The 15,434-nt window shown below is 68.1% G+C and carries 19 protein-coding genes; 9 read left to right on the top strand and 10 right to left on the bottom strand.

Annotated features, from left to right (window positions below):
* The first annotated feature begins 13 nt into the window (after positions 1 to 13).
* The 6 genes from msrA (at position 14) to CHRYSEO8AT_RS02600 (ending at position 7,600) form a co-directional block, all read left to right on the top strand.
* Positions 14 to 664 carry a peptide-methionine (S)-S-oxide reductase MsrA gene (msrA, locus tag CHRYSEO8AT_RS02575; RefSeq protein WP_159845811.1) on the top strand — a complete coding sequence of 217 codons (651 nt, stop codon included), beginning with the start codon at positions 14 to 16 and terminating at the stop codon, positions 662 to 664.
* A gap of 68 nt (positions 665 to 732) precedes the next feature.
* Entirely contained in the window at positions 733 to 2,058 is a 1,326-nt protein-coding gene (locus CHRYSEO8AT_RS02580; RefSeq protein WP_159845814.1) for a VOC family protein, read from the top strand.
* Positions 2,059 to 2,138: 80 nt separating this feature from the next.
* The gene (locus tag CHRYSEO8AT_RS02585) at positions 2,139 to 3,986 is read left to right on the top strand and encodes an acyltransferase family protein (protein ID WP_236547395.1); all 1,848 of its coding nucleotides are present in this window, start codon (positions 2,139 to 2,141) and stop codon (positions 3,984 to 3,986) included.
* A 153-nt stretch (positions 3,987 to 4,139) separates the two neighbouring features.
* The gene (gene mdoH / locus CHRYSEO8AT_RS02590; RefSeq protein ID WP_159845820.1) at positions 4,140 to 6,104 is read left to right on the top strand and encodes a glucans biosynthesis glucosyltransferase MdoH; all 1,965 of its coding nucleotides are present in this window, start codon (positions 4,140 to 4,142) and stop codon (positions 6,102 to 6,104) included.
* Positions 6,105 to 6,221: 117 nt separating this feature from the next.
* Positions 6,222 to 6,539 (top strand): hypothetical protein, encoded by a 318-nt coding sequence (locus tag CHRYSEO8AT_RS02595; protein WP_159845823.1) that lies wholly within the window; start codon positions 6,222 to 6,224, stop codon positions 6,537 to 6,539.
* 74 nt (positions 6,540 to 6,613) lie between these two features.
* Positions 6,614 to 7,600, top strand: coding sequence for an SDR family oxidoreductase (locus tag CHRYSEO8AT_RS02600; protein WP_159845826.1), 987 nt, complete (start codon positions 6,614 to 6,616; stop codon positions 7,598 to 7,600).
* Here CHRYSEO8AT_RS02600 and CHRYSEO8AT_RS02605 read toward each other — a convergent pair.
* From CHRYSEO8AT_RS02605 to CHRYSEO8AT_RS02635, 7 genes are all read right to left on the bottom strand, one after another.
* Positions 7,597 to 7,971: a hypothetical protein gene (locus tag CHRYSEO8AT_RS02605; protein WP_159845829.1), complete on the bottom strand. Its 375-nt coding sequence runs from the start codon at positions 7,969 to 7,971 to the stop codon at positions 7,597 to 7,599. The genes CHRYSEO8AT_RS02600 and CHRYSEO8AT_RS02605 overlap by 4 nt on opposite strands.
* 53 nt (positions 7,972 to 8,024) lie before the next feature.
* On the bottom strand, positions 8,025 to 8,309 hold the full coding sequence (locus CHRYSEO8AT_RS02610; protein WP_159845832.1) for a GNAT family N-acetyltransferase: 285 nt from the start codon (positions 8,307 to 8,309) through the stop codon (positions 8,025 to 8,027).
* Between the two features lie 54 nt (positions 8,310 to 8,363).
* Positions 8,364 to 8,747: a hypothetical protein gene (locus CHRYSEO8AT_RS02615; RefSeq protein ID WP_159845836.1), complete on the bottom strand. Its 384-nt coding sequence runs from the start codon at positions 8,745 to 8,747 to the stop codon at positions 8,364 to 8,366.
* Positions 8,748 to 8,757: 10 nt separating this feature from the next.
* On the bottom strand, positions 8,758 to 9,408 hold the full coding sequence (locus CHRYSEO8AT_RS02620; RefSeq protein ID WP_201304334.1) for a hypothetical protein: 651 nt from the start codon (positions 9,406 to 9,408) through the stop codon (positions 8,758 to 8,760).
* A gap of 83 nt (positions 9,409 to 9,491) precedes the next feature.
* Positions 9,492 to 9,890: a dihydroneopterin aldolase gene (gene folB / locus CHRYSEO8AT_RS02625; RefSeq protein WP_159845842.1), complete on the bottom strand. Its 399-nt coding sequence runs from the start codon at positions 9,888 to 9,890 to the stop codon at positions 9,492 to 9,494.
* Positions 9,891 to 9,893: 3 nt separating this feature from the next.
* Complete coding sequence (locus tag CHRYSEO8AT_RS02630; RefSeq protein ID WP_236547396.1) at positions 9,894 to 10,643, bottom strand: SDR family oxidoreductase; 750 nt, start codon at positions 10,641 to 10,643, stop codon at positions 9,894 to 9,896.
* Between the two features lie 121 nt (positions 10,644 to 10,764).
* On the bottom strand, positions 10,765 to 11,316 hold the full coding sequence (locus CHRYSEO8AT_RS02635; protein WP_159845848.1) for a hypothetical protein: 552 nt from the start codon (positions 11,314 to 11,316) through the stop codon (positions 10,765 to 10,767).
* A 165-nt stretch (positions 11,317 to 11,481) separates the two neighbouring features.
* Between CHRYSEO8AT_RS02635 and CHRYSEO8AT_RS02640 the strand changes: the two genes are divergently transcribed.
* The 3 genes from CHRYSEO8AT_RS02640 to CHRYSEO8AT_RS02650 are packed head-to-tail and all read left to right on the top strand — an operon-like array spanning position 11,482 to position 13,073.
* The gene (locus CHRYSEO8AT_RS02640) at positions 11,482 to 11,955 is read left to right on the top strand and encodes an NUDIX domain-containing protein (RefSeq protein ID WP_159845851.1); all 474 of its coding nucleotides are present in this window, start codon (positions 11,482 to 11,484) and stop codon (positions 11,953 to 11,955) included.
* A 42-nt stretch (positions 11,956 to 11,997) separates the two neighbouring features.
* Positions 11,998 to 12,630 carry a hypothetical protein gene (locus tag CHRYSEO8AT_RS02645; RefSeq protein ID WP_159845854.1) on the top strand — a complete coding sequence of 211 codons (633 nt, stop codon included), beginning with the start codon at positions 11,998 to 12,000 and terminating at the stop codon, positions 12,628 to 12,630.
* Positions 12,627 to 13,073 (top strand): DMT family transporter, encoded by a 447-nt coding sequence (locus tag CHRYSEO8AT_RS02650; protein ID WP_159845857.1) that lies wholly within the window; start codon positions 12,627 to 12,629, stop codon positions 13,071 to 13,073. The genes CHRYSEO8AT_RS02645 and CHRYSEO8AT_RS02650 overlap by 4 nt, the downstream gene beginning before the upstream one ends.
* Before the next feature lie 7 nt (positions 13,074 to 13,080).
* Here the strand turns inward: CHRYSEO8AT_RS02650 and CHRYSEO8AT_RS02655 are convergent, their stop codons facing one another.
* The 3 genes from CHRYSEO8AT_RS02655 to CHRYSEO8AT_RS02665 form a co-directional block, all read right to left on the bottom strand.
* Positions 13,081 to 14,418 (bottom strand): autotransporter outer membrane beta-barrel domain-containing protein, encoded by a 1,338-nt coding sequence (locus tag CHRYSEO8AT_RS02655; RefSeq protein WP_370514221.1) that lies wholly within the window; start codon positions 14,416 to 14,418, stop codon positions 13,081 to 13,083.
* Complete coding sequence (locus CHRYSEO8AT_RS16225) at positions 14,367 to 14,951, bottom strand: NlpC/P60 family protein (protein WP_159845863.1); 585 nt, start codon at positions 14,949 to 14,951, stop codon at positions 14,367 to 14,369. The genes CHRYSEO8AT_RS02655 and CHRYSEO8AT_RS16225 overlap by 52 nt, the downstream gene beginning before the upstream one ends.
* An 11-nt stretch (positions 14,952 to 14,962) precedes the next feature.
* A partial coding sequence (locus CHRYSEO8AT_RS02665; protein WP_159845866.1) for a DUF2163 domain-containing protein occupies positions 14,963 to 15,434 on the bottom strand: 472 nt, incomplete at its 5' end.

Below are 15,434 nucleotides of genomic sequence, written 5' to 3' on the forward strand. Positions count from 1 at the left end.
GAGGGAGCCGCAAATGCTGTTCAAGAAAAGTCACGAAATGCCCACCGCCGAGACCGCCCTGCCGGGCCGCGCCGAACCTCTGGCCACCGATGCGAACCACTATGTCAGCGGCAATCCTCTGAAGGGCCCCTATCCCGAGGGGTTCCAGACGGCCATCTTCGGCATGGGCTGTTTCTGGGGCGTGGAGCGCATCTTCTGGCAACTGCCGGGGGTTTGGGTGACCTCGGCCGGCTATGCCGGCGGGATCACGCCGAACCCGACCTATGAAGAGACCTGCACCGGCCGCACCGGCCATACCGAGGTGGTCAAGGTCGTGTTCGACCCCGCCGTCATTACCTATTCCGAACTGCTCAAGGCCTTCTGGGAAAATCACGATCCGACGCAAGGCATGCGTCAGGGCAATGATGTCGGCACCACCTACCGCTCGGCCATCTACACCGTGAACGCCGAACAGCAGGCCGAGGCGGAACGCTCGCGCGACGCCTATCAAGGCGCCCTGATGGCGGCTGGGCGTGGCGCCATCACCACCGAGATCGAACCGGCCGGCGAATATTTCTACGCCGAGGGTTACCACCAGGGCTATCTGGCCAAGAACCCAGCCGGATACTGCGGCATCGGCGGGACCGGCGTGGTCTGCCCGATCGGCGTGGGCGTCGCGGCCTGATCTGAACGGCCGCCGGGTTCCAACCGGCGGCCGACCGGCCTATGGATCGGCGAAAAGTGGGAGCGATCATGTCCGCCTTCGTCCATCCTGACGAGATCCGCAGCCGGTTCTCGGCCGCCCTGTCCGCGCTGTATCGGGCCGAGGTGCCGCAATACGGCGACCTGCTGACGCTGGTGGCCGACATCAACGCCGCTACGTTGAAGGCCGATGCGAGCAGGGCGGACCGGCTGGCGGCGTCGGGCGAACTGGCGCGATTGTCGGAGGAGCGCCACGGCGCCATCCGCGTCGGCACGGCGGCCGAACTGGCCACCATCGCCCGCGCCTTCGCGGTCATGGGGATGCAGCCGGTCAGCTATTACAACCTGGCGCCGGCCGGGGTGCCGGTGCATTCCACCGCCTTCCGCCCCGTCGATCCGGCGGCCCTGGCGCGCAATCCGTTCCGGGTCTTCACCTCCCTGCTGCGGCTGGAACTGATCGAGGATGCGGCCCTGCGCGAGGAAGCCGCAGAGACCCTGGCCCGCCGCGACATCTTCACCCCCGGCGCGCGTGAGCTGATCCAGACGGCCGAGACCGCCGGCGGCCTGGACGAGGACCAGGCCGACCGGTTCGTGTCCGAACTGCTGGAGACCTTCCGCTGGCACGCCCAGGCAACCGTCAGCGCTGAGACCTACGAACACCTGGTCGCCGCCCACCGGCTGATCGCCGACGTGGTCAGCTTCAAGGGACCGCACATCAACCACCTGACGCCGCGCACGCTCGACATCGACGCGGCCCAGGCGGCCATGCCCGCGCGCGGCATAAGCCCTAAGGAAACCATCGAGGGTCCGCCCGCCCGCGCCTGTCCCATCCTTCTGCGCCAGACCAGTTTCAAGGCGCTGGAGGAAGCCATCGCCTTCCCGGGCGCGCAAGGGACCACAGCCGGAACCCACACCGCCCGCTTCGGCGAGATCGAACAGCGCGGCTGCGCCCTGACCCCCGCCGGACGCGCGCTGTATGACGCGGCTTTAGCGTCCAAGGATTTCTCGGCCCTGCCAGACGACTGGGACGCGCTGCGACGCGGCGACCTGGCCTGGTTCCGCTATCGCGCGACGCCGCAAGGGCTGGCTGCGCGGGCGGAGACCGCCGACCTGGAAGACCTGATCGCCCTGGGTCACGTCGTCGCCGAACCGATCACCTACGAAGACTTCCTGCCGGTCAGCGCCGCCGGCATCTTCCAATCCAACCTGGGCGCCGAGGCCCGCGCCGCCGCCTATGCCGCCGACCCGGCCAAGGCCGACTTCGAACAAGCGCTCGGCCGTCCGGTCCAGGACGAGATGGCCCTATACCGCGCCGAACAGGATGCCTCCATCGCCGCGACGCTGAAGGCGCTGGGACTGACCACGGCTTCAGCCTGATCGGGCTATGGCGCGGACCAGCCGCCCCGCGTCCATCCGGCGTCTTGCCTGATCCGCGTCCCCGGATCATAGACGCGGCCGTGAACCCGTCCGTATCCCCGTCCGTGCGCCGTTATGATCTCGACTGGATCCGGGTCGGCGCCTTCGGTCTGCTGATCCTGTATCATGTGGGCCTGGTCTACGGGGTCTACGACTGGCACATCCACAGCGCCCACACCTTCGAGTGGATGCGCGAAGCGATCCTGATCACCAATCCCTGGCGGCTGACCCTGTTGTTTCTGGTGTCGGGCGCTGCGCTGCGGTTCATGACGTTCCGGCGCACCCCGCGCCAGGTCGCCCGCACCCGGTTCGCCCGCCTGGTCCCGCCGCTGATCTTCGGGGCGCTGGTCCTGGTGCCGATCCAGTCGTGGATCGAGTCGATGGACAAGGGCGGCTGGCCGAATGGCGTGGCGGGCTACGCCGCCTGGCTGGTGCATGAGTTCAGCTGGAGCGGTATCGCCGACGGCATCCCCGTCAACCACCTGTGGTTCATCGTCTATATCGCGGTCTACAGTCTCGTCGCCGTCCTGCTGTGGCGCGTGCCCGGCCTGATCGACCGTCTGGGCGACGGGCTGGAAAAGGCGCTTCAGGGGCCGTGGCTGCTGATCCTGCCGATCCTGTATCTGATCGCCATCCGCATCGGCCTGTTCCCCTGGTTCGGCCTGACCAACACCCTGCACAACGACTGGTACAATCACGCCCTGTCGCTGGTCGCCTTCCTGTTCGGCTTCAGCATCGTCAGGCGCGAAAGCCTGTGGCGCACGATGGAGCGCTATCGCTGGATCGCCCTGGCCCTGGCGGCGGTCGCCCTGCCGATCATGATGATCCAGGTCTGGCATCCGGGCGGGCGGGCCTTCTGGGGCGTGCCCAAGGCGGTCGTCTACGGCATCGACCAGTGGGCGGTGATCGTCGCCATCCTGGGCTTCGGCTCGAAACATCTGCGCGACCGGGGCGGGCCCCTGCTGAACTATCTGACCCAGGCCACCTTCCCCTTCTATCTGGCGCACCAGACGGTGCTGGTGGCCGCCGTCTGGATCATCCGTCCGGCCAATTTGCCTGCGCCGGTCGAGCTGCTGTCCCTGATCGCCATCACCTTCGTCGGCAGCCTGGCGGTCTATGAGGTCGTGCGGCGCATTCCGGTCATCCGGCCGCTGTGGGGGCTGAAACCGCTGGATGACCGGCCCTGGCCGCTGGACCTCCAGGCGCTGCTGAAGCCAAAACTGCGTTATCACCGCCGCCGTCGCCTGCTGGGCGTCGGCGTGGCCGCCCCGCTGCTGGCCCTGACGGTCGTGGCCGCCGCCATCCTGGCCTACCCCGGTTTCAACAATGCGACCCAGTATCTCAGCGAACTGGGCGGGGCGACTGCGCGTGCGCCGATGATCTTCAACGGCGGGGTCTTCGTCGCCGGGGTCATGGCGGCGCTGGCGGGCATCGGCTTTGGGCTGGCCGTCTATGCCCTGACCGGGGCGCGTGTCGCCGGAGCCGTCATCGCCGTGGTCTTCGTCCTGGCGGGGGCCGGCATGTCCGCCTCGACCCTGTGGCCCTGGCCCGATCCGCGCCATATGGTCATCAACCTGGCGCTGGGGATTCAGCTGGCCCCCGTCCTTCTGCTTTGGGGCCTGGCCAAGCGCCGCGACCTGCCGCGCCTCAAGATCTTCCTGGCCGTCACCTTCGTCGTCATGGCCATCCTGACGGTCCTGACCAAGCATCTGGTCCTGCCCGGCACGGTCAACGACGCCAACGTCGGCTGGTGGGAACGGCTCTACGCCATCGTCCTGGTTTGTTGGGTAGGGGTTGCGGCCTGGGTTCTGGACCGTAAACTGCTGTCGGTCGCCACGGAATCGCCGGCCCCTCGCCCGTCTTCCGCCGCGATCGAAGCTTCGCTGTAAATTTTCCCCCCTCTTTTTTTGACTCTATCAACATTGCGTGATTGAAAATCGCGCGAATGTGATCGATTATGCAGTTCGTGTTGCAGTGCAGCACTCCGCGTCCTCCCAGCCCTCGGGAGGACATCCGGTTCACACGGGGGCGTCCAGAGCGGCATGAACAAGCTGGCGATCCGGCCTGTCGAACAGGCTGATATCGAGACGACGATCCACGGCGCTCACACGCCAAGCTGGTCGTGGCTGCCCGACGAGGCGCCGCTGGCCATGCCGGTTCAGTCGCTGAGCGCGCCCGACGCCGTCGCCGACGTGACGCCCGCGACCTCGCCGCGCACCGTCGCCATGCGCCGCATGATGCTGCTGGCCGGCACCATCGCCCTGACCAGCCTGTCGGCCATCACGCCCTTCTACCTGTACGCCCGCAAGGGCTGGGACGGGACCGAGATCCTGGCCTTCGGCATCTTCATGGTGCTGATCACCGCCATCTCCTGCTGGTTCATCAGCGGCCTGATGGGTCTGTTCGTCATGCTGCGCGGCAAGGACCAGGCGGACCTGGCCTTCTCACCGCACCCGCCCCTGCCGCGCACCCGCACGGCCTTGCTGATGCCGCTGTATAACGAAGACGCCCGCGCCTCCTTCGCCCGCCTGGCGATGATCGACGGCTCGCTGGCCCGCCTGGGCGCGTCCTCCGCCTTCGACATCTTCGTGCTCAGCGATTCGACCAAGGAAGACGCCGCCGCCGACGAGCGTTCGGTGTTCCAGTCGTTCCGCATGGCCGCCAACTCCAAGGCCTTCTATCGCCGCCGCACGGATAATGCCGAGCGCAAGGCCGGCAACCTGGCCGAATGGGTTCGTCGTTTCGGCGGCGCCTACGAGAACATGATCGTTCTGGACGCCGACAGCACCATGGCCGGCGAGACCCTGCTGCGCATGGTCGACGCCATGGAACGCAATCCGGGCGTCGGCCTGATCCAGACCGCCCCGGTCATCATCAAGGCCCGCACCATCTTCGCCCGCGTGTCCCAGTATTCGGTGCGCCTGTACGGCCGCGTCGCCGCTGCGGGTCTCGCGTACTGGACCGGTTCGGAATCCAGCTACTGGGGCCACAACGCCATCCTGCGCACCCGCGCCTTCGCCGCCTGCTGCGGCCTGCCGCACCTGAAGGGCCGCAAGCCCTTCGGCGGTCACGTGATGAGCCATGACGTCGTCGAGGCCGCCCTGATGCGCCGCGCCGGCTGGGCCGTCCACGTCACCGCCTCGCTGGACGGATCGTGGGAAGAGACCCCGCCGTCGATCACCGACTTCATCCGTCGCGACCACCGCTGGTTCCAGGGCAACCTTCAGCACCTGGGCCTGATCACGGCCAAGGGCCTGTCGCCCATGAGCCGCCTGCAATTGGCCATGGGCTGCATGGCCTATCTGTCCTCGCCCCTGTGGCTGGCGTCGCTGATGGTCGGCCTGTTCATCCAGATGTTCTATCCGGTCGACTGGACCAGCTTCTTCTACATCCTGAACCCCCAGTTCACCCCCTTCATGCTGGCCTCCTTCCTGTCGGGCGTGCTGCTGATCGGACCCAAGTTCATGGGCGCCGCTTTGGTCCTCAGCCGTCCGGCAGAGCTGCGCGCCTTCGGCGGCCGTCGCGCCATCGCCAAGGGCATGGCGGCCGAGATCGCCCTGTCGGCCATCCTGGCCCCCATCCTGATGGTCGCCAACACCAAGGCCTTCATCCAGATCGTCTGGGGCCACGACACCGGCTGGTCGACCCAGCAGCGCGAGGCCGACGGCCTGGCCTGGTCCGACGCCCTGCGCGCCATGCGCTGGCAGATGATCGCCGGCGTCGGCTTCATGATCCCGCTGTGCGTCCGCCCCGACCTGGCCACCTGGTTCGCCCCGATCGTCCTGCCGCTGCTGCTGGCCGCGCCGATCACCGTCTGGACCTCGCGCGTCCGTTCGGGCGACGCCATGGCCGCCAAGGGCTATCTGGTCACCCCGATCCAGGAAGGCGTCAGCGTTTCGCCGGCCGTCCTGCACACGCCGCGCTCGCCGCTGCGTGCGGTCGCCGGCGGCGTCCTGGCGCCCGTCGCTGCGCCTGCGATGGTCCCGGCCCGCGCGCCCGAGCTCTGATCGATCCAAAAGCGATGCGTGGCGGCCACAGAGCCGCCACAACCGTTACAGCCACGCTCGACGTGCGACGGGATCGCGTCCACCCTTGATGTTCAGCCCTGCTGTGGACCCGATTCCATGACCAACAAGACCAACACCGACGCCAAGCCCGACCTGCGGATCGTGGAAACCGAGTCCGCCGTCTATGACCTGATGCGCGCGCCCGAAACCACCGCCGACCGCGTCAAACGCCTCCAGATGGAAGCCCACTCCCTGGCGCTGGAAGAGATCGAGGCGCTGGAGAAACTTCTGCTCGACGCCGCCGCCAAGGCCAAGGCCATCGCCGACGGTGGCGACGCCTACCCCGTCGGCGCCCGCGAGATCGCCTCGCGCCTCGCCGCCGACCTGCCGACCAAGGCCGAGACCATCAAGACCATCGTCCACCGCGTCGGCTGAAAACCGAACCTGAGCCGTCGGAACGACCGACGCCCTCGCCCGCTTCCTGAAGACCCTATCTTCAGGAGCCTCCCATGGACGACCGAACCCACGCGCGCGCAGAAGACGTCGCCGATCATGAGCGCGCCATCCAGCGCGACATCGACGCCAAGGATCAGACGGCCGGCGACGACAAACCGTCCGGCGCGGTCCAGGCCGGCGCCCGCCCCTATCCCGTGCCGCCCTTCCCCAAACAGCATCAGACCAAGCCCGGCGACGAGGCCACGCTCGATCCCGCCCCGATGTATGACGCCCCCTTCTGGAAAGGCTCGGGCAAGCTGGACGGCTTCGCCGCCCTGATCACCGGCGCCGATTCCGGCATCGGCCGCTCGGTCGCCGTCCTGTTCGCCCGCGAGGGCTGCGATGTCGTTATCTGCCACCTGGACGAGGACGCCGACGCCGAAACCACCAAGGCCGCCGTCGAGGCCGAGGGCCGTCGCGCCATCGTTCTGAAAGGCGACGTCTCCGACCCGACCTTTGCCGAGGCCGCCGTCAAGGCCACTCTGGACGCCTTCGGCCGCCTGGACGTCCTGGTGCCCAACGCCGCCTTCCAGGAACACGTCAGCGCCTTCGAGGACCTGACCTACGACCATTTTGACCGCACGCTGAAGACCAACCTCTACGGCTATTTCAACATGACCAAGGCGGCGGTCCCGCACATGAAAAACGGCGGCGCCATCGTCATGACCGGTTCGGTGACGGGGCTTCAGGGCAACAAGGATCTGCTGGACTATTCCCTGACCAAGGGCGGCATCCACGCCTACGCCCGTTCGCTGGGAACCCATCTGGCCCCGCGCGGCATCCGCGTGAACGTGGTCGCCCCCGGCCCGGTCTGGACCCCGCTGAACCCCGCCGACAAGGACGCAGAGGACACCTCGCAGTTCGGCGCCCAGACGGTGATGAAACGCCCGGCCCAGCCGGAAGAGATCGCCCCCGCCTATGTCTTCCTGGCCTCGCCTCAGATGTCGAGCTTCATCACCGGCGAAATCCTGCCCATCATCGGCGGCTATTCGGGGGGCTAGGGAACGCCGACGATCCATCCCTTCTTGCCGGCGGGGGTCCAGGCCTCCGCCGGCGCCCAGGCGTTGCGGCCACCGCCCCACTTGGCCTGCAAGAAGGCTTCGGGCGCGATCTCTACGCCCTCCAGCATCGCCTGGCAGCGGATGCCGTTCACTTGCGAGCGCAGCCTGATCGCCAGTTCGCCCTCACCGGTCGGCGTCAGCCAGTCTTCCTTGAAGTCCCGCGACAGGCCGAACCAGGCGCCGGCCGTTCGGACCGGTTCTTCATTGACGATCAGTCGCTCCTGCGCCCATCCGATCCAGCCGAAGGCGTTCTCAACCCGCACCAGCGAATTTCCGACACGATAGACCCAGGCCTGTCCGATCAGTTGCATGCGCCCATCCTAGCGCCTGCCGGCGGATCCGCCCTGCGACCTAAGCGCCGACCTCAGGCCAGAACGTCGTCGTAATCGGGATGGCGCTTGTGCCAGGCGACGGCGTAGCTGCAGCGCGGAAACAGCTTCAGCCCCGTCTCGCGCGCATGTTCGGCCATCGCCTGCATGAACCGGCCAGCCGCGCCCGATCCGCGCAGCGACTGTTCCGCCTCGACGTGCAGGATCATCCGCGCGTCGCCCTTCACGGCATAGTCGGCCCAGACCAGGCCCGAACCCTTGTCGTCGTCGAACGCCTGCTCGAACCGGTTGTCGGCCTCTGCGTCTTTGAACTGTCCCATGCGTCTCTCCTTTGACGGATCAACCGCCAAGGCTGCGAGGACGTTCCGTAAGGCTTAGATGGGCTTGTTGTTCAGCAGTTTCAGCAGGCCGATCACGCTCTTGACGGTGAACCAGACGCCCAGCAGGAACCACGCCAGCACGAACAGCAACAGGAACGGTATCCCGACCAGGATGTGCGAAGCGACGGCGCTGACGATGATGCCGATCCACACTGCGATGGTCCACCAGAACACCGACCAGAACAGCGCGATCTGCGCGTCGATATGCTGGCGCGCCACGCCCGTCGCCGTGCCGCGCGAAACATAGGACACCACCAGGCCGATCAGGACCAGCACATTGGCGCTGGGGATCGACAGGATGAACAGGGCCCAGGCGATCAGCGCCCCGACCTTGCCCTCGGACTCCTGTCCGGCGATGAAATTGGGTTCGTTCGTCATCGTCGGTCCTTCAGAACAGCCAGCTGCGGGGGTTGGGAACGGCCTGACCGCTCTTCAGTTTCAGCACCCCGAACGCGCCGCGCGCAAGCACCCAGATCGCCAGGGCGAACAGGACCAGCACCCCGACATTGACCACGATCAGGACCGCCCCCAGCACCGCCGCGATCACCGCGCCCCACAGCGTCCGCCTCTGATAGACGAAGTGGCTGGCCTCCAGCGCATCCTGTCCTTCCGCGCGTCGCGTCACCGCCAGCAAGGCCATCAGGCACGACACCCCCAGCGTCGGCACCGCCAGCAGGATCAGCACATAGACCGCATACAGCCGCATCGGCACGACCGGCCCTTCGCGTCGCGGCGCGGCGTCGGTGGTCATCCGCTCGCGAACGGCGCGGGTCACCGGCATCGGGGCGGCGGGTGTCTCCGGCCTCGGCTCGGGTTTGGCCGCAAACGGCGCCGTCGGCCGGGTCGCCGGACCCGAGGCGTCGAAGGGGCGAGGCTCCGGCGGATCGAAAAGGTCCGGCTCGCGCGCGTCCCGCAGATCCGGCTCCGGCGCCCGCGCACGCCCAGTCAGCGACGCCGGCGAGACGAAGCCGACCTGGGCGTCGTGATCGTGATCGTCGTTGGGGACCGCAGGGTCTTTCGGATCGCCGGGCTCGGCCATGAACATCGCTTCTCACACGCCGGACGCCCGGCTGGACTCAAGGTCGCGACAATGGCCGCCCGTCAGTTTCGACGCAACCGCCCTTACCGCCCCAGCACGATCTCGCACCCCGGCGCGATCACGCCTTGCAAGGCCCCCGGCTTTTCGATCCGCACGATCGCGCGCAGCACCCGCCGGTCTTCCAGGCACGCCCGCGCCAGCCGTTCGGCGAAGGTCTCGACCAGCCCCACATGCCCCTCGGCCGCAATCGCCCGCGCCGCATTGGCCACGGTCTCATAGTTGATGGTGTCGCCCAGCCGCTCGATGGGCTTGGGCTCCAGCTCCAGCGTCACGTCGATCACCAGCCGCTGCAGCCGCCCCTGTTCGTGGTCATAGACCCCGATCCCGGCCTCGACCTCCAGCCCGCGCACGAACACGCTCAGCCGCTCGAAACGCAGCGGTTCTTCCGCCGGAAACGGCGTCACGTGAGAGGAGGAAACCACGCGCTACTCCTGGATGTCGGGGGTGCGCCAGGCCAGATGCTGGCCCCCGTCGACGGCGATCATCTGGCCCGTCACCATGCGGGCGTCAATCAGCCACAGCACGGCCTGCGCCACCGCCTCGGGGCTGCCGGGCGTTTCCAGCAGGGTGGCCCGCGCCTCGGCGGCGAAATCCTCGGCCGTCTGATGGATGGACGGCAGGGTCGGCCCCGGCCCCACCCCATTGACCCGGATGCCCGGCGCCAGCGCCTGGGCCAGGGTCTGCGTCGCCCACCACAGCCCATTGCGCGACAGGCTGTAGGAGAAGAAGCGCGGATCCGGCTTCAGCACCTTCTGATCCAGCAGGTTGACGATGGCCCCCTCGACGGCCTGGGCCGCGAACGCCTCGGCCAGCACGAGGGGCGCCCTCAGATTGGTCTCGATATGCAGATCCCAGCTGTCGCGCGTCAGCCCGCCGACCCGGTCGTCCTCGAACACCGAGGCGTTGTTGACCAGCACGCTGACCGGCCCCAGCGCCTCCGCCGCCGCCGGCACCAGCGCCCTCACCTTGGCCTCGTCCGTCAGGTCCGCCTGCAACAGGCACGCGCGCCGCCCCAGGCCCGCGATCTCGTCGGCCAGGGTCCGGGCATCCTCGCCCGACGCATGATGATGGATCGCCACGTCGAACCCGGCCTGGGCCAGCTTCAGACAGATGGCCCGCCCGATCCGCCGCGCCCCGCCCGTGACCAGGGCGACGCTGCGAGGTGTCTCAGTCAACCCGACCGAACTCGAACGCATTGAAAGCCGCGATGACGGCGATGAAGCCGAAGATGATGCCGAGAGCCAGCATGGGATGCTCCTGTTGTTCGTCCCCGATTAAAGCGGGATGGGGCAGGGTTCAAGCGCCGTCCTCTCCGACCAGCACCACGTTTACGTCCTCATGATCGAATAGCGTGGCTGTAATCGCATCGAAGAGTCTTCTGAATCGATCGAAATCAACCGGCCCCTGCGCGGGGCCGATCTGGAGAGTTGCATCATCGCGCACAGAAAGCACTTGCCTGGGTTGGAAGCCGCTGTAGGTCTCCAACGCCGCCGCGAAATCCGCCAGCGACATGGCCGCTGGATCGTACACCGGCAGACCCGGCGTACTCGCCCTCAGTTTGACGCCCATATTCCGCATGAAGGCTCGACCTTCGACAGCTTCCTGTGCGTGCAGGCGCGCCGCGTTTTCGGCGTCTTCAAAGGTGACGATGCCGGCCATCCGCGTCGCGGTCCTTATGTCCGCTATAGCCTCGTTCGCCAGTGTCCCGCCTCCGATCAGGATTTCATAGTCCTGCAAGTTATCTCGATAGGTTACCGTGATGTCGCTCTCCTGGACACCTGCCGCCGTCAAACGGGCGATCAGATTCGCCTTGAAACCTTCTTCTCGCTGGGATTGGTCGGCATCCATCGTTGCGTCCTGAGCGCTCGCGGAGGTGACGGGCCACAACGAAAGCAGCACCGACAAGATCACAGCCGACAAACACATCCAATCGCCCTCCGTTCGCGATCAGCATAACATCCCTCGCCAGGATGTGTGGTTTAGGTCCAGCACAGACTCTGGCACGGTGGCGCCATGAGCAACTGGCGCATTCACGTCGAACCCTTCACCCGCCCCCTCTTTTTCGCCTGGTCGCGCCTGACGCGCGGCAAGACGCTGGGCGTGCGGGCGGTGGCGGTGGATGCGCAGAGGCGGGTGCTGATGGTCCGGCACACCTACCTGGCCGGCTGGTGGTTGCCGGGCGGCGGGGTGGATCGGGGCGAGACGACCCAGGCTGCCGTGGTGCACGAACTGCACGAAGAGGCCGGGCTGATCGCGCGGGCGGCGCCGCGCCTGGTCTCGATCCATTCCAACGACCGCTTCTTTCCCGGCGACCATGTCGTCGTCTTCCGCCTGGACGACTTCGACCAGGGCGAGCGCACCAGCCATGGGGAGATCGCCGAGGTCGGCTGGTTCTCGCCGTCCGACCTGCCGGCCGACACGAACCGGGGCTGTCGCGCGCGTCTGGCCGAAATTTTCGACGGCGCCCCGGTCGATCCCGACTGGTGAGAGACGTCCGCATCTGACGCAGACGCGTGCCAGCGTCCGCCCATGACCCAAGCCGCCCCCGTCTATCGCGTCCGTTCGCAGCAAGTCTGGGACCTGGCCCGCGACGACTATCTGGCGGGCGAGCCGGCGCGCGTCGTCTGCCGCCGCTACGACCTGGGCCTCTCGGCCTTTCGCGTTCGCGCCCGCAAGGCGGGCTGGCGACGACAGGATCAGGACGATCCCGACATGTATGATCCCGCCGTCGAGCTTGAGGACATCGAGGACATCGACCTGTCGGCCATGGCCCTGTCGGCGCGGCGTCGCCTACAACTGTCGCTGATGGACGGCGAGGCGACCGAGGCCCTGCGCTGGCTCAAGATCTTCGAGACCCTGTCGTCCATGGCGCCCGAAACGCCCGCCGAAACCCCGCCCGCCGAAACCCGGAATGTGCACAGATTGCACCCTGATTTTTCGCACGCCGCGCCCGCACCGTCCGATCTGGACGAAGTGCACAGTTTGCACCCTGTTTTCGACGACGCCGGGTCCAAACCGGACGAAGTGCACAGATTGCACCCTGTTTTGACGCCGCCCGACCCTCAACCCCTGAACCGCGCCGAACGCCGCCGCCTGCGTCGCGCCGGCCGCCTCAAGCCGCCCTCCGCATCCGGCGAAAGCCGTGCTAGCCAGGGGCCATGAACCCGTCCCTGATCGCCATGCTCATCGTCGTTTTAGCCGGCGGCGCCACCGCGCTCCAGGCGCCGACCAACGCCAAACTGGCCACGGCGGTCGCCTCCCCGGTCAACGCCGCCTTCATCTCGTTCGCCGTCGGCACGACGGTGCTGGGGATCGTGGCGGCCCTGATGCACACGCGGCCGGACTTCGCGGCCACGCGCGGCCTGCCCTGGTACGCCTGGCTGGGCGGGGCCTACGGCGCCTGTTTCGTGGTCGCCGCCGCCTGGGGCGTGCCGCGTCTGGGCGTGGCCATGACCATCACCCTGATGGTGGGCGGCCAGCTGTTGCTCAGCCTGGCGCTGGACCATTTCGGCGCCCTGGGCGTGCCGCGCCAGCCGCTGAACATCGGCCGCATCGCCGGCGTGGGCCTGGTTCTGGCGGGCGTGCTCCTGGTCCGCCGGTCCTAGCGCCGCCTCACCAGCGGATGCTGACGCCGAGGGTCCCCGCGACGATCTCGCGCGCCGGCCCGTCGATCTCGGTCGTATAGTCCGCCGAGGCGTACAGGCTGATCGCCGAGGTCAGCGCCGCCGTGACCCCGCCGCCCAGTTCCAGCGACGTGCCCTTCAGGTCGGACACGATCCAGTCCTGGCCAAAGCCTGTGCGCTGTTCGGCCCCGAACCCATGCCAGACGTCGGCCTTCAGATACGGCCGGACCGCCATGCCGCCGGGCCTCAGATCGCCCTGGAGCCGCAGGCCCAGGCGCGCCGTCCACGCCGCCTCGGCCTCGAACGCCACCGGCGAGAACAGGTCGGCCTGATCGTCGAAGGCGAAGTCCTGCCACACCACCTGCGCCTGCGGCTCCAGCGACCACTGACGCCCGACGGCGATGGGATAGCCGCCCTCCACCGTCGCGGTCAGGCCGTCACCCTTGAAGTCGATCCCCACGTCGGCGCTGGAGCGGCTGCGCCCGTCGAACCACGACTTCATCACCACCACGTCCAGATATCGGCCGGTCGGGGCGACATGGGTCCAGTAAAGGCCCAGGCTGTCGCTCTCGATCTCGGCGTCGCCGACGGCCAGGTCGTTCCAGCCCAGCGCCTGTCCGCGCACGTCGCCGTGCATACGCGACTGGCCGCCGAGTATGCCGATGCGATGGGCGCCCTCGTTCCAGCCGATGAGGTCCTGACCCAGCTGGAACCCGGACAGATGGCCGTCGAAGGTCGGACTTACCGTCCCGCTCCATTTGCGTTCCAGGTCCTCGCCGAACACCCGCGCCCAGCTGTTGGGCAGGGCGCCGCCGCCGTCCAGCAAGGCCTGATCGCCCCGCCGCTCATGGAAGGTCCCAAGGGATGACAGGGCCAAGTGATAGGCGGCCGGCGGCAGCACGGCGTAGGTCGGCACCTCGACCCGATACAGCGGCACGACCTCGGCCTCGACCGGCGTCGCATCCGGCGTGGGGGGCGGCGCGGACGGGGTGGGAACCGGCGCGGGCGTCTCCTCCCTTTCGATTTGCCTTCCAGGAACCGCGCCGCCCAGATCACCTGACCCGTCACCCGCGCCCGCCCGAACACGCAGGCCATCGGCGCCCCTTCCGCCGTCCCCTGCACCTTCAGCGTCTCGATGCGCGGCCCAATCTGCCGCGCCGACCCCAGCGACCCCACCACGCGATTGTCGATCGCCCGCCCCAGGGTCGAGCCGATCACCCGCCCGATCGGCCCGCCGACCGACTGCCCCACCGCGCTCAGAACAACCTGCGCCAATCAAACCTCCTTCGGAAAGCGAAACACAGCCGCCAGTCGCCTTCGCCACCACACGCCCATCCAGCTCTCGACCACCGCCCGTCCCCAGTAGGCGTGGATCATTCTCGGCTCCGGCCCGCCGACGTCGCTCAGGATGGCGCAATGCTTCACCGCCGCCCCCGGCGACATGCGAAACAGCAGCACATCCCCCGCCCGCATCTGATCAACAGCGACAGGCCTCAGCCACCGCCCCGCCGCCTCCAGCAACGTCTCGCGCCCGCCGACCTCGGCCCAGTCCGCCGAATAGGCCGGCAAGACCTCCGGCTCCTCGCCTGCCACCTCGCGCCACACCCCACGCACCAGCCCCAGGCAATCCGCGCCCACGCCCCTCACACTGGCCTGATGCCGATACGGCGTGCCCAGCCAAAATCGGGCCGATGTAACGACAAGCGCACCAACCTCTCCCTCCCCCTGCGGGGGAGGGAGGGCGAGCCGGAGGCGAGACCGGGTGGGAAGGGCCAGGCGACCCGCGCCCGCTTCCCCTGCCGTCCCCACCCCGTCATCGCTGCGCGACGACCCTCCCCGTTCCGGGGAGGGAGAACTCATCACCCCGCCCCTCACCGCCGGCTCCCGCCGTCGTTCCGCGCGCTCCCCGCCGGATACGCCGTCAGGAAGTCATCCCCCGGCACATCGGGGAACCCGCGAAAGTTCGCCCCATTTGCAAACGTCCCGACGCAGGTCTCCCACCGCTTGTCGCAGACCCGCCCCGCCGTCTCCGCGACCCCGCACCTCTGGTCCCCCAGCCGCGCATCGCACATCCGCCCATAGGTCCGCCCGACCACCCGCTCCAGCTTCGCCAGAGGCCCTTCCAGCTCCACGACAAACCCATCCCCTTCGCGCCGAATCTTCGCCAGCGTACCCGCCCACAACCGCACCCTCAGATCCGGCCGTGCCCAGTCCACCCGCCACAACTCGACCGTCGCCGCATCGAACAGACCCGCCGCCACATCCGCTTCACTGATCGCCTCGTCATCCAGCGCCCCCGCCGCCGAGACTGACCCCGCCGGCAGCCCGACCGCACTCTCGCCC

This window comes from Brevundimonas sp. G8, from assembly GCF_902506205.1.
GTDB lineage: Bacteria > Pseudomonadota > Alphaproteobacteria > Caulobacterales > Caulobacteraceae > Brevundimonas.